The 13,936-nt window shown below is 34.4% G+C and carries 15 protein-coding genes; 8 read left to right on the top strand and 7 right to left on the bottom strand.

Annotated elements, in window-relative coordinates; translation table 11 throughout:
• Positions 1-53 precede the first annotated feature (53 nt).
• On the bottom strand, positions 54-1,166 hold the full coding sequence (locus tag BUC11_RS12280; protein WP_073354436.1) for an endonuclease/exonuclease/phosphatase family protein: 1,113 nt from the start codon (positions 1,164-1,166) through the stop codon (positions 54-56).
• A 268-nt stretch (positions 1,167-1,434) separates the two neighbouring features.
• On the opposite strand from BUC11_RS12280, the gene BUC11_RS12275 reads away from it, so the two are divergent.
• The 3 genes from BUC11_RS12275 (at position 1,435) to BUC11_RS12265 (ending at position 3,515) form a co-directional block, all read left to right on the top strand.
• A complete protein-coding gene (locus BUC11_RS12275) occupies positions 1,435-2,331 on the top strand; it encodes a S66 peptidase family protein (protein ID WP_175547755.1) in 897 nt (298 codons plus the stop codon).
• A 60-nt stretch (positions 2,332-2,391) separates the two neighbouring features.
• A complete protein-coding gene (locus tag BUC11_RS12270) occupies positions 2,392-2,751 on the top strand; it encodes a YraN family protein (RefSeq protein ID WP_073354432.1) in 360 nt (119 codons plus the stop codon).
• Between the two features lie 107 nt (positions 2,752-2,858).
• Complete coding sequence (locus tag BUC11_RS12265; protein ID WP_073354429.1) at positions 2,859-3,515, top strand: aspartate kinase; 657 nt, start codon at positions 2,859-2,861, stop codon at positions 3,513-3,515.
• A 9-nt stretch (positions 3,516-3,524) separates the two neighbouring features.
• Here BUC11_RS12265 and BUC11_RS12260 read toward each other — a convergent pair whose 3' ends face one another.
• The 4 genes from BUC11_RS12260 to BUC11_RS12245 form a co-directional block, all read right to left on the bottom strand.
• Entirely contained in the window at positions 3,525-3,818 is a 294-nt protein-coding gene (locus BUC11_RS12260; RefSeq protein WP_073354427.1) for a type II toxin-antitoxin system RelE/ParE family toxin, read from the bottom strand.
• Positions 3,809-4,033 (bottom strand): hypothetical protein, encoded by a 225-nt coding sequence (locus BUC11_RS12255; RefSeq protein WP_073354425.1) that lies wholly within the window; start codon positions 4,031-4,033, stop codon positions 3,809-3,811. Before BUC11_RS12255 ends, BUC11_RS12260 begins: the two co-directional genes overlap by 10 nt.
• Positions 4,034-4,310: 277 nt before the next feature.
• The gene (gene mfd, locus BUC11_RS12250) at positions 4,311-7,679 is read right to left on the bottom strand and encodes a transcription-repair coupling factor (RefSeq protein WP_073354423.1); all 3,369 of its coding nucleotides are present in this window, start codon (positions 7,677-7,679) and stop codon (positions 4,311-4,313) included.
• Positions 7,672-8,277 (bottom strand): hypothetical protein, encoded by a 606-nt coding sequence (locus BUC11_RS12245; RefSeq protein ID WP_073354492.1) that lies wholly within the window; start codon positions 8,275-8,277, stop codon positions 7,672-7,674. The genes mfd and BUC11_RS12245 overlap by 8 nt, the downstream gene beginning before the upstream one ends.
• Positions 8,278-8,683: 406 nt before the next feature.
• On the opposite strand from BUC11_RS12245, the gene BUC11_RS12240 reads away from it, so the two are divergent.
• A complete protein-coding gene (locus tag BUC11_RS12240) occupies positions 8,684-9,622 on the top strand; it encodes an L-threonine 3-dehydrogenase (protein WP_073354422.1) in 939 nt (312 codons plus the stop codon).
• A gap of 178 nt (positions 9,623-9,800) precedes the next feature.
• Here the strand turns inward: BUC11_RS12240 and BUC11_RS12235 are convergent, their stop codons facing one another.
• Both BUC11_RS12235 and BUC11_RS12230 read right to left on the bottom strand, forming a co-directional pair.
• Positions 9,801-10,370, bottom strand: coding sequence for a DUF6705 family protein (locus BUC11_RS12235; protein ID WP_073354420.1), 570 nt, complete (start codon positions 10,368-10,370; stop codon positions 9,801-9,803).
• Positions 10,371-10,387: 17 nt separating this feature from the next.
• A complete protein-coding gene (locus tag BUC11_RS12230; protein WP_139259486.1) occupies positions 10,388-11,680 on the bottom strand; it encodes a hypothetical protein in 1,293 nt (430 codons plus the stop codon).
• 153 nt (positions 11,681-11,833) lie between these two features.
• On the opposite strand from BUC11_RS12230, the gene BUC11_RS16985 reads away from it, so the two are divergent.
• The 4 genes from BUC11_RS16985 to tnpC form a co-directional block, all read left to right on the top strand.
• Positions 11,834-11,974, top strand: coding sequence for a hypothetical protein (locus BUC11_RS16985; RefSeq protein ID WP_175547754.1), 141 nt, complete (start codon positions 11,834-11,836; stop codon positions 11,972-11,974).
• A 303-nt stretch (positions 11,975-12,277) separates the two neighbouring features.
• Positions 12,278-12,559, top strand: coding sequence for an IS66 family insertion sequence element accessory protein TnpA (gene tnpA / locus BUC11_RS12225; protein ID WP_073354417.1), 282 nt, complete (start codon positions 12,278-12,280; stop codon positions 12,557-12,559).
• A complete protein-coding gene (gene tnpB / locus BUC11_RS12220; RefSeq protein WP_073354415.1) occupies positions 12,559-12,897 on the top strand; it encodes an IS66 family insertion sequence element accessory protein TnpB in 339 nt (112 codons plus the stop codon). Before tnpA ends, tnpB begins: the two co-directional genes overlap by 1 nt.
• Before the next feature lie 49 nt (positions 12,898-12,946).
• Positions 12,947-13,936 (top strand): IS66 family transposase (gene tnpC, locus BUC11_RS12215; protein WP_139259484.1); only part of this gene is annotated, 990 nt, incomplete at its 3' end.

Raw genomic sequence — 13,936 nt, 5'->3', positions numbered from 1 at the left:
ACTAAGATTTTAAATTATAGAACCTACTAATTTCCCCTAAAAACATTAGCACTTTAGTTCCGCTTTTCTTTAATCAAATAAATATAGACGGGAAAATGATCACTAAATCCTATTTCGGTGGTGGAATGCCGTAACGGATAGCCTTTGTATTGTCCGCTGGTTTGTATCAAAAATGACTTGTTGTAAATTCCTGCTTTCCAAAATCGAAAGCTCGAATAATCCGTTTGAAGTAAGGTTTCGGAAACCATTATTTGGTCAAAAACATCCCATGCATCCCGAAATGCAATGGTTCCAAATCCTTTTTTGGCCATTTCTTCGAATGGATTGTAAATCCCAAATGGCTGAACCTCTGCCTTTTTTGCTTTGGCACCAAGCCCAAATTTGACACTTTTATTATATGGTCCATCATTCAGATCCCCGAGCGTAATCACTTTTGCATTTGGATTGATGCTTTGCAGGGAATCAATTATTTTTCGGTTTAAAGCGCCAGCAGCTTCGCGGAACGGACTTGATTTTTTCTCACCTCCTGATCTTGACGGCCAGTGATTGACTATGATATTGATTTCTTCTCCGTCCAAAAACCCCGTTACCAAAAGTTGATCTCGTGTATAAACACGATAATTTTTTGTGCTTACTTCTAATTCATCATCTGTTTTTTCCTCGGAACTGGCTTTGGAACTTTCATTCGTAACAGTTCCTTCCTTATAAATGTACAACGGAATATTGTTATAACTCGTGGGTTGAAATTTCTTTTTCTGGTACAACAACGCTACATCGATTCCTCGTTTGTCTGGTGAATCAAAATGGATGATTCCGTAGTCTTTCTCGATTAGTTTGGGTTGCTTGACTAAATCCTCCAAAACGCCTCTGTTTTCTATTTCGCAACCGCCAATAAATGTGGGCGAATCTGTATTTTCAGCAGAACCTATTTCCGATAAAACGCGGGCTAAGTTGGTTAATTTCTTTTCATATTTATCGAATGTCCAACGCTGCAAACCCGTTGGCGTCCACTCTTCATCAAAAGTATCTGGATCGTTTATCGTATCAAAAAGATTTTCAAAATTATAAAATGCAACGGTATGAATCACATATTTTTTCTGTTGGGCAGTAGCTTTTGGTATTGGAAAAAATAAAAAAAGAATAGGAATCCAGTGCGTAATTCTCATAAATACTATTTATTTCCAGTCGGTGATTAGATTCCTCTTTGAATCTGGCTATTGTAAAAATAGTCATTTGAACCTGAACTTAGAATTATTTTCTAATTGTCTATCTTTGTTTTTATCATTTAAACACATTCCCACTAGAATTTTTTCAGAAAAGCATTCAAGCATGATCAAAAACAGATTTACTTTTACACCTCGCCGTCCTATATTATATCAATTTCTATTGCTTATTTTTGTTTTACAATCTTTCAACAGTCAAGCCCAATACAACATGATTACACCGCCCAATTTACAAAAAGGAGATACCGTAGCAATTTTGGCAACAGCCAGAAAAAATACAGATGACAACTTGAAACCCGCTATTGCTTTATTGAAAAGTTGGGGTTTAGAAGTAGTCATTGGCAGCACAATAGGTTTAGACAACAATCAATTAGCTGGAACCGACGAACAACGTGCTGCCGACTTTCAGCAGCAATTGGACAATCCAAATATCAAAGCCATCTGGTGTGTAAAAGGTGGATACGGAACTGTACGGATGATTGATTTATTGGATTTTACTGCGTTCAAAAAAAATCCGAAATGGATTGTTGGTTTCAGTGATGTAACCGTTTTACACAATCATTTGAATACCATGGGTTACAAATCCATTCACGGAATCATGCCCATCACCGCTCCAAGAGCAACTCCCCAAGCCATAGAAACACTCCGAATTGCTTTATTTGGCGAAAAACTTTCCTACGAAATAGATCCTTTCCTGATGAACAGACCCGGAAAAGCTACCGGAGAATTAGTGGGTGGAAATTTATCTATTCTGTATAGTTTGTTTGGTTCGCCATCAGCAATTGATTGCTCTGATAAAATCTTGTTTATAGAAGATTTAGATGAATATTTGTATCATATTGACCGCATGATGATGAATTTAAAACGAAATGGTTGTTTGGAAAGTATCAAAGGAATTGTTGTGGGTTCCATGACAAAAATGAAGGATAATGATATTCCGTGGGGGAAAAACGCCATTGAAATTATCGAGGATGTTACCAAAAAATACAATATTCCTATCTTGTACAATTTCCCTGCAGGACATATTCAAGATAATAGAGCTTTGATTTTAGGAAATAATGTGACTATAAATGTCAATGAAAAATGTAGTACGCTGGTTTTTGAATAAAGGCAATTCAATTTTTGATTGCAAAAGTTTTAAACCTTAAACTTTAAACAAAATTTTTGAATGGCGGAACACAACGAACTCGGAAAACTTGGAGAAGAAATGGCAGTTGAATTTCTACGGAAAGACGGCTACACTATTTTGCAAACCAACTGGACGTTCCAAAAAGCCGAAATAGACATCATCGCCCAAAAAGAAAACACACTTGCTATAGTTGAAGTCAAAACCCGTTCTTCATTGGAGTTTGGCTTACCTCAGGATTTTGTAAAACCAAAAAAAATCAAGCTTCTTGTAAAGGCCGTTGATGCGTTTGTCAACGAAAGAGATTTAGATATTGAAGTTCGTTTCGATATCATTGCCATCCATAAAGAAGGTAAATCTTTTGTAATTGAGCATCTTATCGATGCTTTTTATCACTTTTAATTGTTTTTTATTGATGTTATATTTGTAACAAATTGTTTTTTATTTATATTTGCGTCCTATTTACACACTAATTACGCGTACAATAACAACCAATAAAAAATTACATCATGAAAACTGTTTCTTCCATTGTTGAAAATTACATCAAAACAAAGCCTTTTCTGCTGAATGCATTATCATTAGGCATCATTAATTTGACCTCATTATCCCGAAACATAATGACCGAATTAGAAAGTGAATTTGGTAAGGAAGTAAAACAAGGTGCGGTTGTTATGGCTTTAAAAAGACTAACAGAAGAACTGGATTTCAGGCTGAATCATAAGATTAACAAAGTCATCAAAAACATCGGGGAAATCACTGTTCGTTCGGCTTTGACGGATTATACTTTTGCTGCATCCGACACCGTTTTGAATAAACAAGCGGATTTAATTACAGATATCAATACCTTACCAGATATTTTTTACACTTCATCCAGAGGGGTAAATGAAACTAATATTGTAGTTAGCAACAGTATCAATCACTTAGTGGACAAGCATTTTGCCACTGAAAAATTGATTCAAAAACTAGATAATCTTGCTTCGATTACGGTAAAATTACCCAAAGAAAATATTGTCGTTCCTGGGATTTACTATTTCATTTTTCAACGTCTTGCTTGGGAAGGAATAATTATCAATGAAGTAATTTCGACTTCAAACGAGTTTACTATTTTAGTGAGCGAAGAACAAGTGGATGTGGCGTTTAAAGTGATTAAGGATTTGAAGAATTAGATTAGTTTTCTAATATTTCGGTTTTTGTTTAGTTCCTCTAAAATTAATTATTTCAATACTAGATTTTTTATAATTTACTTGATAGACCAAGTAGTTATTTTTATCTACTATAGCTTTATGAAGATTTTTAAAGGTTTCAGATTTTGGATATAAGTCAGGAAAAAGACTAATCTGATTAGTAACTTGGTTGATGTTTTCTTCCAATTGCAAAATTTCTCTAAAAGTCCATTCTGCTTCTAAATATTCTATAACATTTGCCAAACCGTTATCGGCTTGTGGAGTCCATTTGATCTTTAATGCCATTTGGCAAATTTATTCATTACAGTTTCGTGACTTATAAATTCGTCGTTTTCTGCCTGTTTTAAACCGATTTCAATTTGCTGTTTTTCTTCTAAATTCAAATCAGTGAACCAATCTTTTTTACTGGTTTTTAAAATAATTTCAAGTTTTTCCAATAAACTTTCGTCGATATCGGTCAACTCTTGAATAAAATTATATTTTCTGGCGGCTAAATTCATAACTTAAAATTTTAGTGTAACAAAGTTATCTTTTTAGATTGTGTTAAAAAAACAAATCTCGAAATTTAACTAACTATTTCATTTTCAAATATTAAAAGGAAGTTAATGTATTATCTAATTGATTGAGAAAGTGAGAACTTTATGTTTGTTTCTTTGATTTAGAAAATTTTAAATATTTCCACTCAATTCCTCAAACCCTTGATGAAATTGAAGATTTAATTATTGAGTAAATTAGAAAGCTTCCAGCCTTTTGAAGGATGGAAGCTTTAGTTATGTCTTATTCCCCACCCAACAACTCCATAAACTCTAGCGCTGTTCTGGTATTTTTTACATTATCAAAAGTCAACAAAAGACGCAAACCAGCCGGCGTTTGTTTTTCTTTCATTTTACAAATTGAACTGTTTTTTTGTACAAATTGCAACACTTGATTAAAACGTTTGGATTGGTAATAATCTGATTGTTGATCCGAAATGAAATACCCAATCATTTTGCCTTGTTTCATCACTAATTTTTCGATTCCAATTCGGGTTGCAATCCATTTGATTCGGATACTATTCATTAACGCTTTGGCACGAGGTGGCATTGGACCAAAACGGTCAATTAATTTGTTCTGGAATACGATTAATTCTTCCTCGTTTTTTACAGCACCTAATTCATTATACAAACTCAATCGCTCCGATACATTATTGATATATTCATCCGAAAACAACAGCTCAAAATCGGTGTCAATTTGCAAATCTTTGACGTATTCTTTGGTTTCCAAATTGCTTTCTTCAGGATATAAATCTTTGAATTCATTTTCTTTCAATTCATCGATGGCTTCATTCATGATTTTTTGATAGGTATCAAAACCTATTTCGTTGATGAAACCACTTTGCTCGCCTCCCAATAAATCTCCGGCACCACGAATCTCTAAATCCTTCATCGCAATATTAAATCCGCTTCCCAATTCGCTGAATTGTTCCAAAGCTTGAATTCGTTTTCTAGCGTCATCAGTCATCGCAGAATAGGGCGGACAAATAAAATAACAAAATGCTTTCTTGTTGCTACGTCCTACTCGACCCCGCATTTGATGCAAATCAGACAATCCAAAATTATTGGCATTATTGATAAAAATCGTATTCGCATTGGGAACGTCTAATCCACTTTCGATAATGGTGGTTGCTACCAGAACATCAAATTCTCCGTTCATGAAAGCCAACATTAATTCTTCCAGTTTTTTTCCTTCCATTTGGCCGTGACCAATTCCAACTCTAGCGTTAGGAACCAATCGTTGAATCATTCCGGCCACTTCTTTGATGTTTTCGATTCGATTATTGATGAAAAAAACTTGTCCGTTGCGCTGAATTTCATACGAAATCGCATCTCGTATCAATTCTTCGCTAAAGCCAACGACATTCGTTTCTATCGGATAACGGTTGGGCGGAGGCGTTGTAATTACTGATAAATCGCGTGCTGCCATCAACGAAAACTGCAATGTTCTTGGGATTGGGGTTGCTGTCAATGTCAAGGTGTCCACATTAGCCGCAATAGTTTTGAGTTTGTCTTTTACGTTGACGCCAAATTTTTGTTCTTCATCTACAATCAACAATCCAAGGTCTTTGAAAACGACATTTTTATTAACTAATTGATGGGTTCCAATTAAGATATCGAGTTTTCCCTCGGCTAATAATTTTAAAGTTTCTGCTTTTTGTTTGGCCGTTCTAAAACGATTTAAGTAGCCAATAGAAACCGGCATATCCTTTAATCTTTCGGTGAAAGTTCGGTAATGTTGATACGCTAAAATGGTCGTCGGAACCAAAATTGCCACTTGTTTACTATTGTCCACTGCTTTAAAAGCGGCACGAATAGCGACTTCGGTTTTACCAAAACCTACATCACCACATACCAAGCGATCCATTGGGCGATCACTTTCCATATCGGCTTTGACTTCTGCCGTTGATTTGGTTTGATCAGGCGTATCTTCATAGATAAAGGAACTTTCTAACTCGTTTTGCAAGTAACTGTCCGGCGCAAACTGGAATCCTTTTTCTAATCGTCTTTTCGCATACAATTGAATCAAATTGAAGGCAATATGTTTAACACGCGCCTTGGTTTTTTGTTTTAAAATCTTCCAAGCATTCGACCCTAACTTGTAAATTTTGGGCGGCGTTCCATCTTTTCCGTTGTATTTCGAAATTTTATGCAGCGAATGGATGCTTACATACACAATGTCATTATCGGCATAAACGAGCTTGATTGCTTCTTGTGTTTTGCCTTCGACTTGTATTTTTTGCAGTCCTCCAAAACGTCCAATTCCGTGGTCAATGTGCGTCACATAATCGCCAACAGCTAAAGTTGTTAGTTCTTTTAACGTGATATTCTGCTTTTTAGAATAGCCGTTTTTAATGTTGAATTTATGATAGCGTTCAAAAATCTGGTGGTCCGTATAGCAGGTAATTTGGTTTTCCTCGTCGATAAATCCTTGGTACAAAGGCAAAACAACAGTGTGGTACTGCTTACGAATATTCTCCGAATTGGCTTCGTCCAACGTTTCAAAAATATCGTGAAAGCGTTTGGCTTGCGCATCATTAGAACAAAACAAATGATTTTTGTATCCATTGAAATGATTCTCGCTCAAATTATTCAATAATAAATCAAATTGTTTGTTGAACGACGGTTGTGGCTGAATGTAGTATTCGAATTTTTTAGTAGTTCTAAAAATTGCTTTCGAACTCAACTCGACAATCGAGAAATTCAAGGCTCTTTTTATAAATTCCGCTTGGTTTAAAAACAATTGTTCAGGCGTTGAACGTTTAATTTCTTGAGATAATTTTGCGAAAGCTTCTTCGGCTTTGCCAAATTGTTTGTCCAGTTGTAATAGAAAATCTTCCGTATTTTGAATTACAATTACGGTTTTCTCCGAAATATAATCTAAGAAGCTTTCTCGATTTTCCTGAAAAACTTTGTTTTCCACATTTGGGATGATCGTGATTTTCTTCTGTTGTAAAATTGACAATTGAGTCGCAACATCAAAACTTCGAATACTTTCCACTTCATCGCCAAAAAATTCGATTCGGTACGGATTGTCATTCGAAAACGAAAACACATCGACAATTCCTCCACGAACCGAAAATTCTCCCGGTTCTGTAATAAAATCGACTCTTTTGAATTCGTATTCAAACAAAACTTCGTTAATAAAATCAATCGAAATCTTATCGCCAACGGTGACTTTAAGTGTATTTTTATCCAATTCTTTTCGGGTGACTACTTTTTCGAATAAGGCTTCGGGATACGTAACAATAACGGCCGGCTTTTTGCGGGAATTGATTCTGTTTAGCACCTCAGCACGAAGCAACACATTGGCATTATCGGTTTCTTCTATTTGGTACGGACGGCGAAAGGAACCCGGGTAAAAAAGTACATCTTGCTCACCAATCATTTGTTCTAGATCATTCAAATAATAGGCTGCTTCTTCTTTATTATTTACAACGATTAAAAAAGGGAGCTCTGATTTTTTAAAAAGTGACCGCATTACAAATGAAACTGCAGAACCTAGTAGTCCTGAAAGGTGCATCTTAACGTGGTTATTCTCTAATAGACAGGCAACAATTTGCTTGGTTTTTGGCGAATTATCGTAGGTAGTGTATAAGGCTGTTTTACTCAACGCGTGGAATATTTGGATCTATGATTGGTGTATTAGGAATGGCTCTTGTGGTATCCATCATTTTCAATAAGTCAGATTCTCCTTCTTCGACTGGAATGTTACTTTTGTCAACAATTTTGTCCATTTGTCTTTGTAAGGAAACGAGTTCCAAATTAATTTCAGCAACTAACTGCGTCACTTTTTTATCTGGAATATTATCTAGATTAAGGAATAAATCCAGCATTTGAACTTTAGTAATTAAGGTCGAAATCCTGCTTTTTATCTGTGGTTTACTAAATTCAAAAGGAATGTTATCATTTAAAGCCATTGCTTTTTTGGTAAGCGACTTTGATTTTTGCTGAAAAGCACCAATCGTTTTTTTGGGTTTTTGCGCTAATTCTGCTAAAAAAATTCGCCATTCACTCCAAGTTGCTATACTGTTTTCAGAAGCTTCTGTTACCGGAGTATCATAGAAAACCCATCCTTTCTGTATATTGGTAAATATGATTTCTCTTCTTTGTATCTCTTTTTTGTTTTCCGCAATGCGTTTTTCATCCTCATTTTTACAAGAGAACAATAGAAAAACCAGAGAAAAGAAAACGGCGAATTTGTATTTCATTTTTAATTTCATTAAAGCACAAAGTTACGAAGTAAATCTACAATAACGAATTCCAGAAATGGGAATGCTTTATGCTTTTTTACCTCCTAAAAAAGTATTTTATTTTAGGATAAACAATCTATAAATAAAGGTGTCAAAAAAGGTATTGTCTCTGAAAATAAAATTGAAATCACTCTAGAGCACTTTTAGAATTTTTAGTACGCTATTTTGATAAAATTAATCGTTGAGTGCAAATCACATTTTTGACTACTAAATTTACAGCCCAGCAGCATTTTTTATATTTAAAAAAAAGGACAATTAATAAATCATCTAAAGTATTACTATCATTTTAAGATATTTATCATCATTTATATCAAAATTATGATATTTGCGAAAACGTTATCTTTGTTTTTCAAAACAGATAAAAATGAGTACTAAAATATTGATTATAGGCGCTTGTGGCCAAATAGGAACGGAGCTTACGCAAAAGTTACGCTCCATTTACGGAACCGAAAATGTAATTGCTTCCGATATCAGAAAATTGAATATCGATGTCGTTAATTCCGGACCATTTGAAGTGGTGAATGCGTTGGATTTTAATCAAATTGAACATTTAGTAGAGCTGCATCAAATCACCGATGTATATTTGATGGCTGCTTTATTATCAGCGACAGCAGAGAAAAACCCAGCCTTTGCTTGGGATTTAAATATGAATTCGTTGTTTCACGTTTTGAATTTGGCGAAAGCCGGAAAAATAAAAAAGATATTTTGGCCTTCGAGTATTGCCGTTTTTGGACCCACAACTCCAAAAGAAAATACGCCTCAATACACGATTATGGAGCCTTCAACGGTGTACGGAATCAGCAAACAAGCGGGCGAAAGATGGTGTGAATACTACCATAATATTTTTGGTGTTGATGTAAGAAGCATCCGTTATCCGGGTTTAATCAGCTGGTCATCGCCTCCTGGTGGTGGAACTACGGATTATGCAGTTGATATTTTTCACAAAGCACTTGCTGATAAAACTTACGAATGTTTTTTATCCTCCGAAACTAAAATGCCAATGATGTATATGGATGATGCGATTGCTGCGACCATTCAAATTATGCAAGCTCCCGTTGAAGAAATCAAAATTCGATCTTCGTACAATCTAGCCGCGATGAGTTTTACACCAACAGAAATTGCTGCCGAAATCCAGAAACATATTCCTGAATTTACAGTTACTTATAATCCTGACTTTCGTCAAAAAATAGCCGATAGTTGGCCAGCAAGTATCAATGATGCTGAAGCCAGAGAAGATTGGGGATGGAAACATGAATTTGATTTGGAAATGATGACGGTGGATATGCTGGAGCATTTGAAGTAAACCTATTCAAAATATGAAATGCCGCAAAAGATGATTTTGCGGCATTTTTATAGTGTTTAATCTTTACATAAGGTAATTCTGTAAGGTTATTTTATTAATCTAAATACAATACTAAGATTTGAACATATTAAACATGTATGTAACTATTTTAGAAACGATTAGTATTTTGAGCCAAATACTATTGTTTTGTTAAAAGTATTTGATCCATTGGTAAAACTTGCGGAGAACGACCATTAGGACATATTTCTTCATGTAGGAGTACTTGGTCTTGTTCTAAAAATAGTTTCATTTGAGTATTACCAGTGTTTTTTACCATTGTAATAAATACATTGCCTGATTGACCGCATTGTGTATCTCTGCCTGAATAAGTTAAGGCATAATACGCATTTTTAATAAAGTTCCCTTCAATTGAACAATTATCATTAGTTTCAGAACGCGTATCCTCTATAATTGTTCCGTTAGTCGTTGTAATAATATATCGTATCAGAAGTTCATCTTGTGATAAACCTTCGTAAATACTAGTATATTTTGTAATACTAAATTCAAAGTTTCTATTATTATAAGTGCCTTTCCACGTACCTACATATTTATCAAGCAAATGGTTAATATCCTTAAAGTAAGTTATAGTTTTTGGAATACCATTTTCTTTATATATATAATTTGTCATAGTTTCTATTGGCATTATTGATTGTGCTTTGCAGGATAAATGGAAAATCATTATAAATCCTAAAATAAGTAGTTTTTTCATTTTTTATTTTATTAAAATTAGGAACAAGGTGTTGTTACTATATTATTATTTGCATCAAGTGATTTTTTTTCTGCGGTTCCATCTGTGTTTACTTTATAAAGTGAAACGCCTTTTATTCCAGTGTCTTGTAGGAATTGTAAAAAACCATTTTCTAGACCGTTCTTCTTTATTGCTTTTTGGTAATTCCTATCAAGTACTTTATCAAAAGGAATACTTTGGTTGATGTCACTTATTACGCCTTCAAATTTTAATGTATAAGTGTTGGAACTAGATATGACTTTTCCATAAATGGAACCTAAACTTATATTTTGTCTATTGGCATTATTAAGCAATATTATAAATGTCATTACATCCTTTGGAGAAAATATTTTTATTGGTTGATTTATTATGGCATTCCCATCCTCATCATAATCGCCTGATTCATAATCATCAATGTGGGTGTGATTAAAACCAATTGTATTTGCATCTTTAGGAATATCCAAGCCGTCATTGGTGGTGTTTATTAGATCCTTAAAAGTGCCATCTTTATTTTCAATAAATCCTGTTTCATTTTTTAGACCTGTATTTTTTTTAAGAGATTGTATTTTAGATAAATAATCGGTATTGCTATTTTGTGTTTTTAATTGATCGCAAGGATCTTCAACCACAGGTTCAGCACTTCCACCGCTACCACCGCCGCCGCCGCCAAAACCCCAATAAAGATCAGAGTAACTGCTGGATTCGATCTCCCAAGAATACACGTACAGGTAAGCCACGGTTAGGCTTTGAACGGGTTTTCTTGCAGGAATTATTACTTCGTGCAATTTTATTGGCTCTGTAGCGTATGCTAATGTGGATTTGCTTTCTATTTTATTCGTTTTATTAAGAGATGTCTCTTTTATGAATTTCGAGATAATGTATCCATTTTTCATTCTAAATCCCTTAAAAAAGTCACCGCTCATGCTAGTGATTAGTACTCGACCTGAAAACTCTTTTGTGCTTTGGTCAACATCAGGATACATTGTAAAAACCGCACTTTTTAATGTGTCGTTTACTGTAAGCAATAATACTCTACTGTTTTGTTGTTTGTCATTATCAGGCAAAGGAATTACAGTTAACAATTGATCGCTATTTGTTATTTTTTCTAGCGTTATCGCATCATAATTAGACAAAGTAGTCGTTTTGGATGTTTTGTTACCGCTACCTTTTAGCGGATTTTGTTGTAAAAACTGAATCGCCTCTTCTCTTGATACGGTTTGAATATTTGAATCATTCTGCAACAATATTTCGTCGGTACTGCAAGAATGCATAAAAGAAAGAGTAAAACTCATAAAAAGCAATATAATTTTGCATCTTAAGTCACTCGTTTGTTTGTTTGTTTGTTTGTTTGTTTGTTTTCATATTTTTTTAGTTAATTAATATTTCATAAAAATAAGCAAAGTTTTACAACGAACAATACCCACTTTTAGTGATATTTTAAAAGAATGATTAAAAAAATAGTCGATAGTTGGCCAGCAAGTATCAATGATGCTGAAGCCAGAGAAGATTGGGGATGGAAATATAAATTTGATTTAGCAAGTATGACTATAGAAATGTTGAAAAATCTGAGTGCCAAAAAAGCATAGTGATCTGATTTTTTAAAACCCTTTTTTATGATGTCCTATTTCAGTTTTTTTTTGAATTATAACAAGGGTGAAAATTTAATTTCACTTTATAAAGCAATATTTTTTTTATAAAATAATTCTTATATTTGGATTATAAAATTTCAGTGACAGGAACTTTAGTACTTACTTTACTCTTTGTAGCCGAATTCATCTATTTCTGCTATCTCAACAAAATCGAGTAAGATGTTATACAGTATCCGCCCGACGAACCACATATTTTTTAGATTAACCTAAGGTAGTAGTTTTGTTCTAAACAATTTAGACATGGACAAAAATGAATTTATGTTATCCCGAGTTGAATCTTGGAAACAAAGTGGACTTTCACAACAAGCGTATTGCGATCAAGCAGGTATTAAATTAGGAACCTTCAGCTATTGGATACGAAAAAGCAAAAATGAAGAAGCACAAAGCGGAGGTTTTATTGCACTGAAAAAACCAGTTTTCGCTTTAGAAAACAAATACGAAATCGTATACCCTAATGGAGTTGTGCTGCGAGTGGATACGGATAATTTAAGTGAACTTTCAGCTTTAGTAAACCTGTATTAATGTTTAGTCTAAGTAGTTCACATATCTTTTTACTCTATCCCCAAGTTTGTGATATGCGTAAAAGCTTTAATGGTTTGAGTGGTCTTGTCACTAATGAATTAGGTCGTGTCGCACATAGTGGGGAGGTATTCATTTTTATCAATCGAAAAAATAATCAGATGAAGCTTTTACATTGGGAATCCGGTGGTTTTGTTCTTTATCACAAGCGCTTAGAGCAAGGAACCTTTGCTGGTTCAACCAGTAATAAAGTAGCTATTAATTGGAGTGATTTGGTGTTGATCATCGAAGGAATTCAAATCATAAAAAGCAATAAAAAAAGGAGGTTTTCTTTAGAGTAAAACGCCTTTAAACCTTGGTCATACCAAGGTTTTTGCGTATATTTACTTCATGGAAATAAACATGGAAAACGTATCAAATAAAGAACTTTTGTCACTTTTAACTAAAGCTCAAAAGACTATTTCCAAGCAAGATAAAGAACTCTCTAAAGAAAGAGGGAAGATAGCAGAACTTGAAGAAAAAACAGTAGAATTACAACGTCAAGTAGAATTGCTACGCCGCATGCAGTTTGGTCAAAAGCGGGAGCGTTTTGAAGATCCTAATCAAATGACGCTTCCCTTAGATATTTCTGCAGAAGTTGCTCTGGAACAAGAAGAAATCATCAAAGAAGAGATTACTTATTCTCGAGCGAAGAAAAAACATCCTGGAAGAGCTAAATTACCAGATCACTTACCAGTTGAAGAAATTGAGATTTATCCTGAAGGAGATTTGTCTGATCAGGTTTGTATCGGTAAAGAAACTACAGATGTTTTAGACTATGTACCGGGATACTTTAAGATTAAAAGATACATCCGCTACAAATATGCTACTAAGGATAAAGACAACACCAAGATATCCATCGGGGATTTACCCGAAAGAATCATAGACAAAGGAATACCCTCAGAAGGACTACTAGCCACTATCTTAGTAGATAAATATGTGGATCACCTTCCGCTATATCGTCAAAAGCAACGGTTCTCTAGAGAAGATATCGATATTGCTTCTTCTACAATAGAGGGTTGGGCTGCTCAGAGCATGGATGCTTTAAAACCCTTGTATGAGAAGCTGGTAATGGATATTAAAAATGAAGGTTATCTTCAAGTGGATGAAACCACCATCAAGGTTTTAGACGACAAGAAAAAAGACAAAACGCATCTGGGTTATTATTGGGTGTATCATGCCCCAATATCCAAGCTTGTTATGTTCAATTACAGCCCTACTCGTGCAAGTAGCGCTGCACTACCTATTTTGCAAAACTTTAAAGGTTACTTGCAAACAGACGGATATGCAGGATACAAAGCTTATGGAAAAAAATCAGATATCACTCCTCTGGGCTGTTGG

Source organism: Flavobacterium xanthum (genome assembly GCF_900142695.1).
GTDB classification, from domain to species: domain Bacteria; phylum Bacteroidota; class Bacteroidia; order Flavobacteriales; family Flavobacteriaceae; genus Flavobacterium; species Flavobacterium xanthum.
This window is presented reverse-complemented; position numbering and strand designations above follow the sequence as displayed.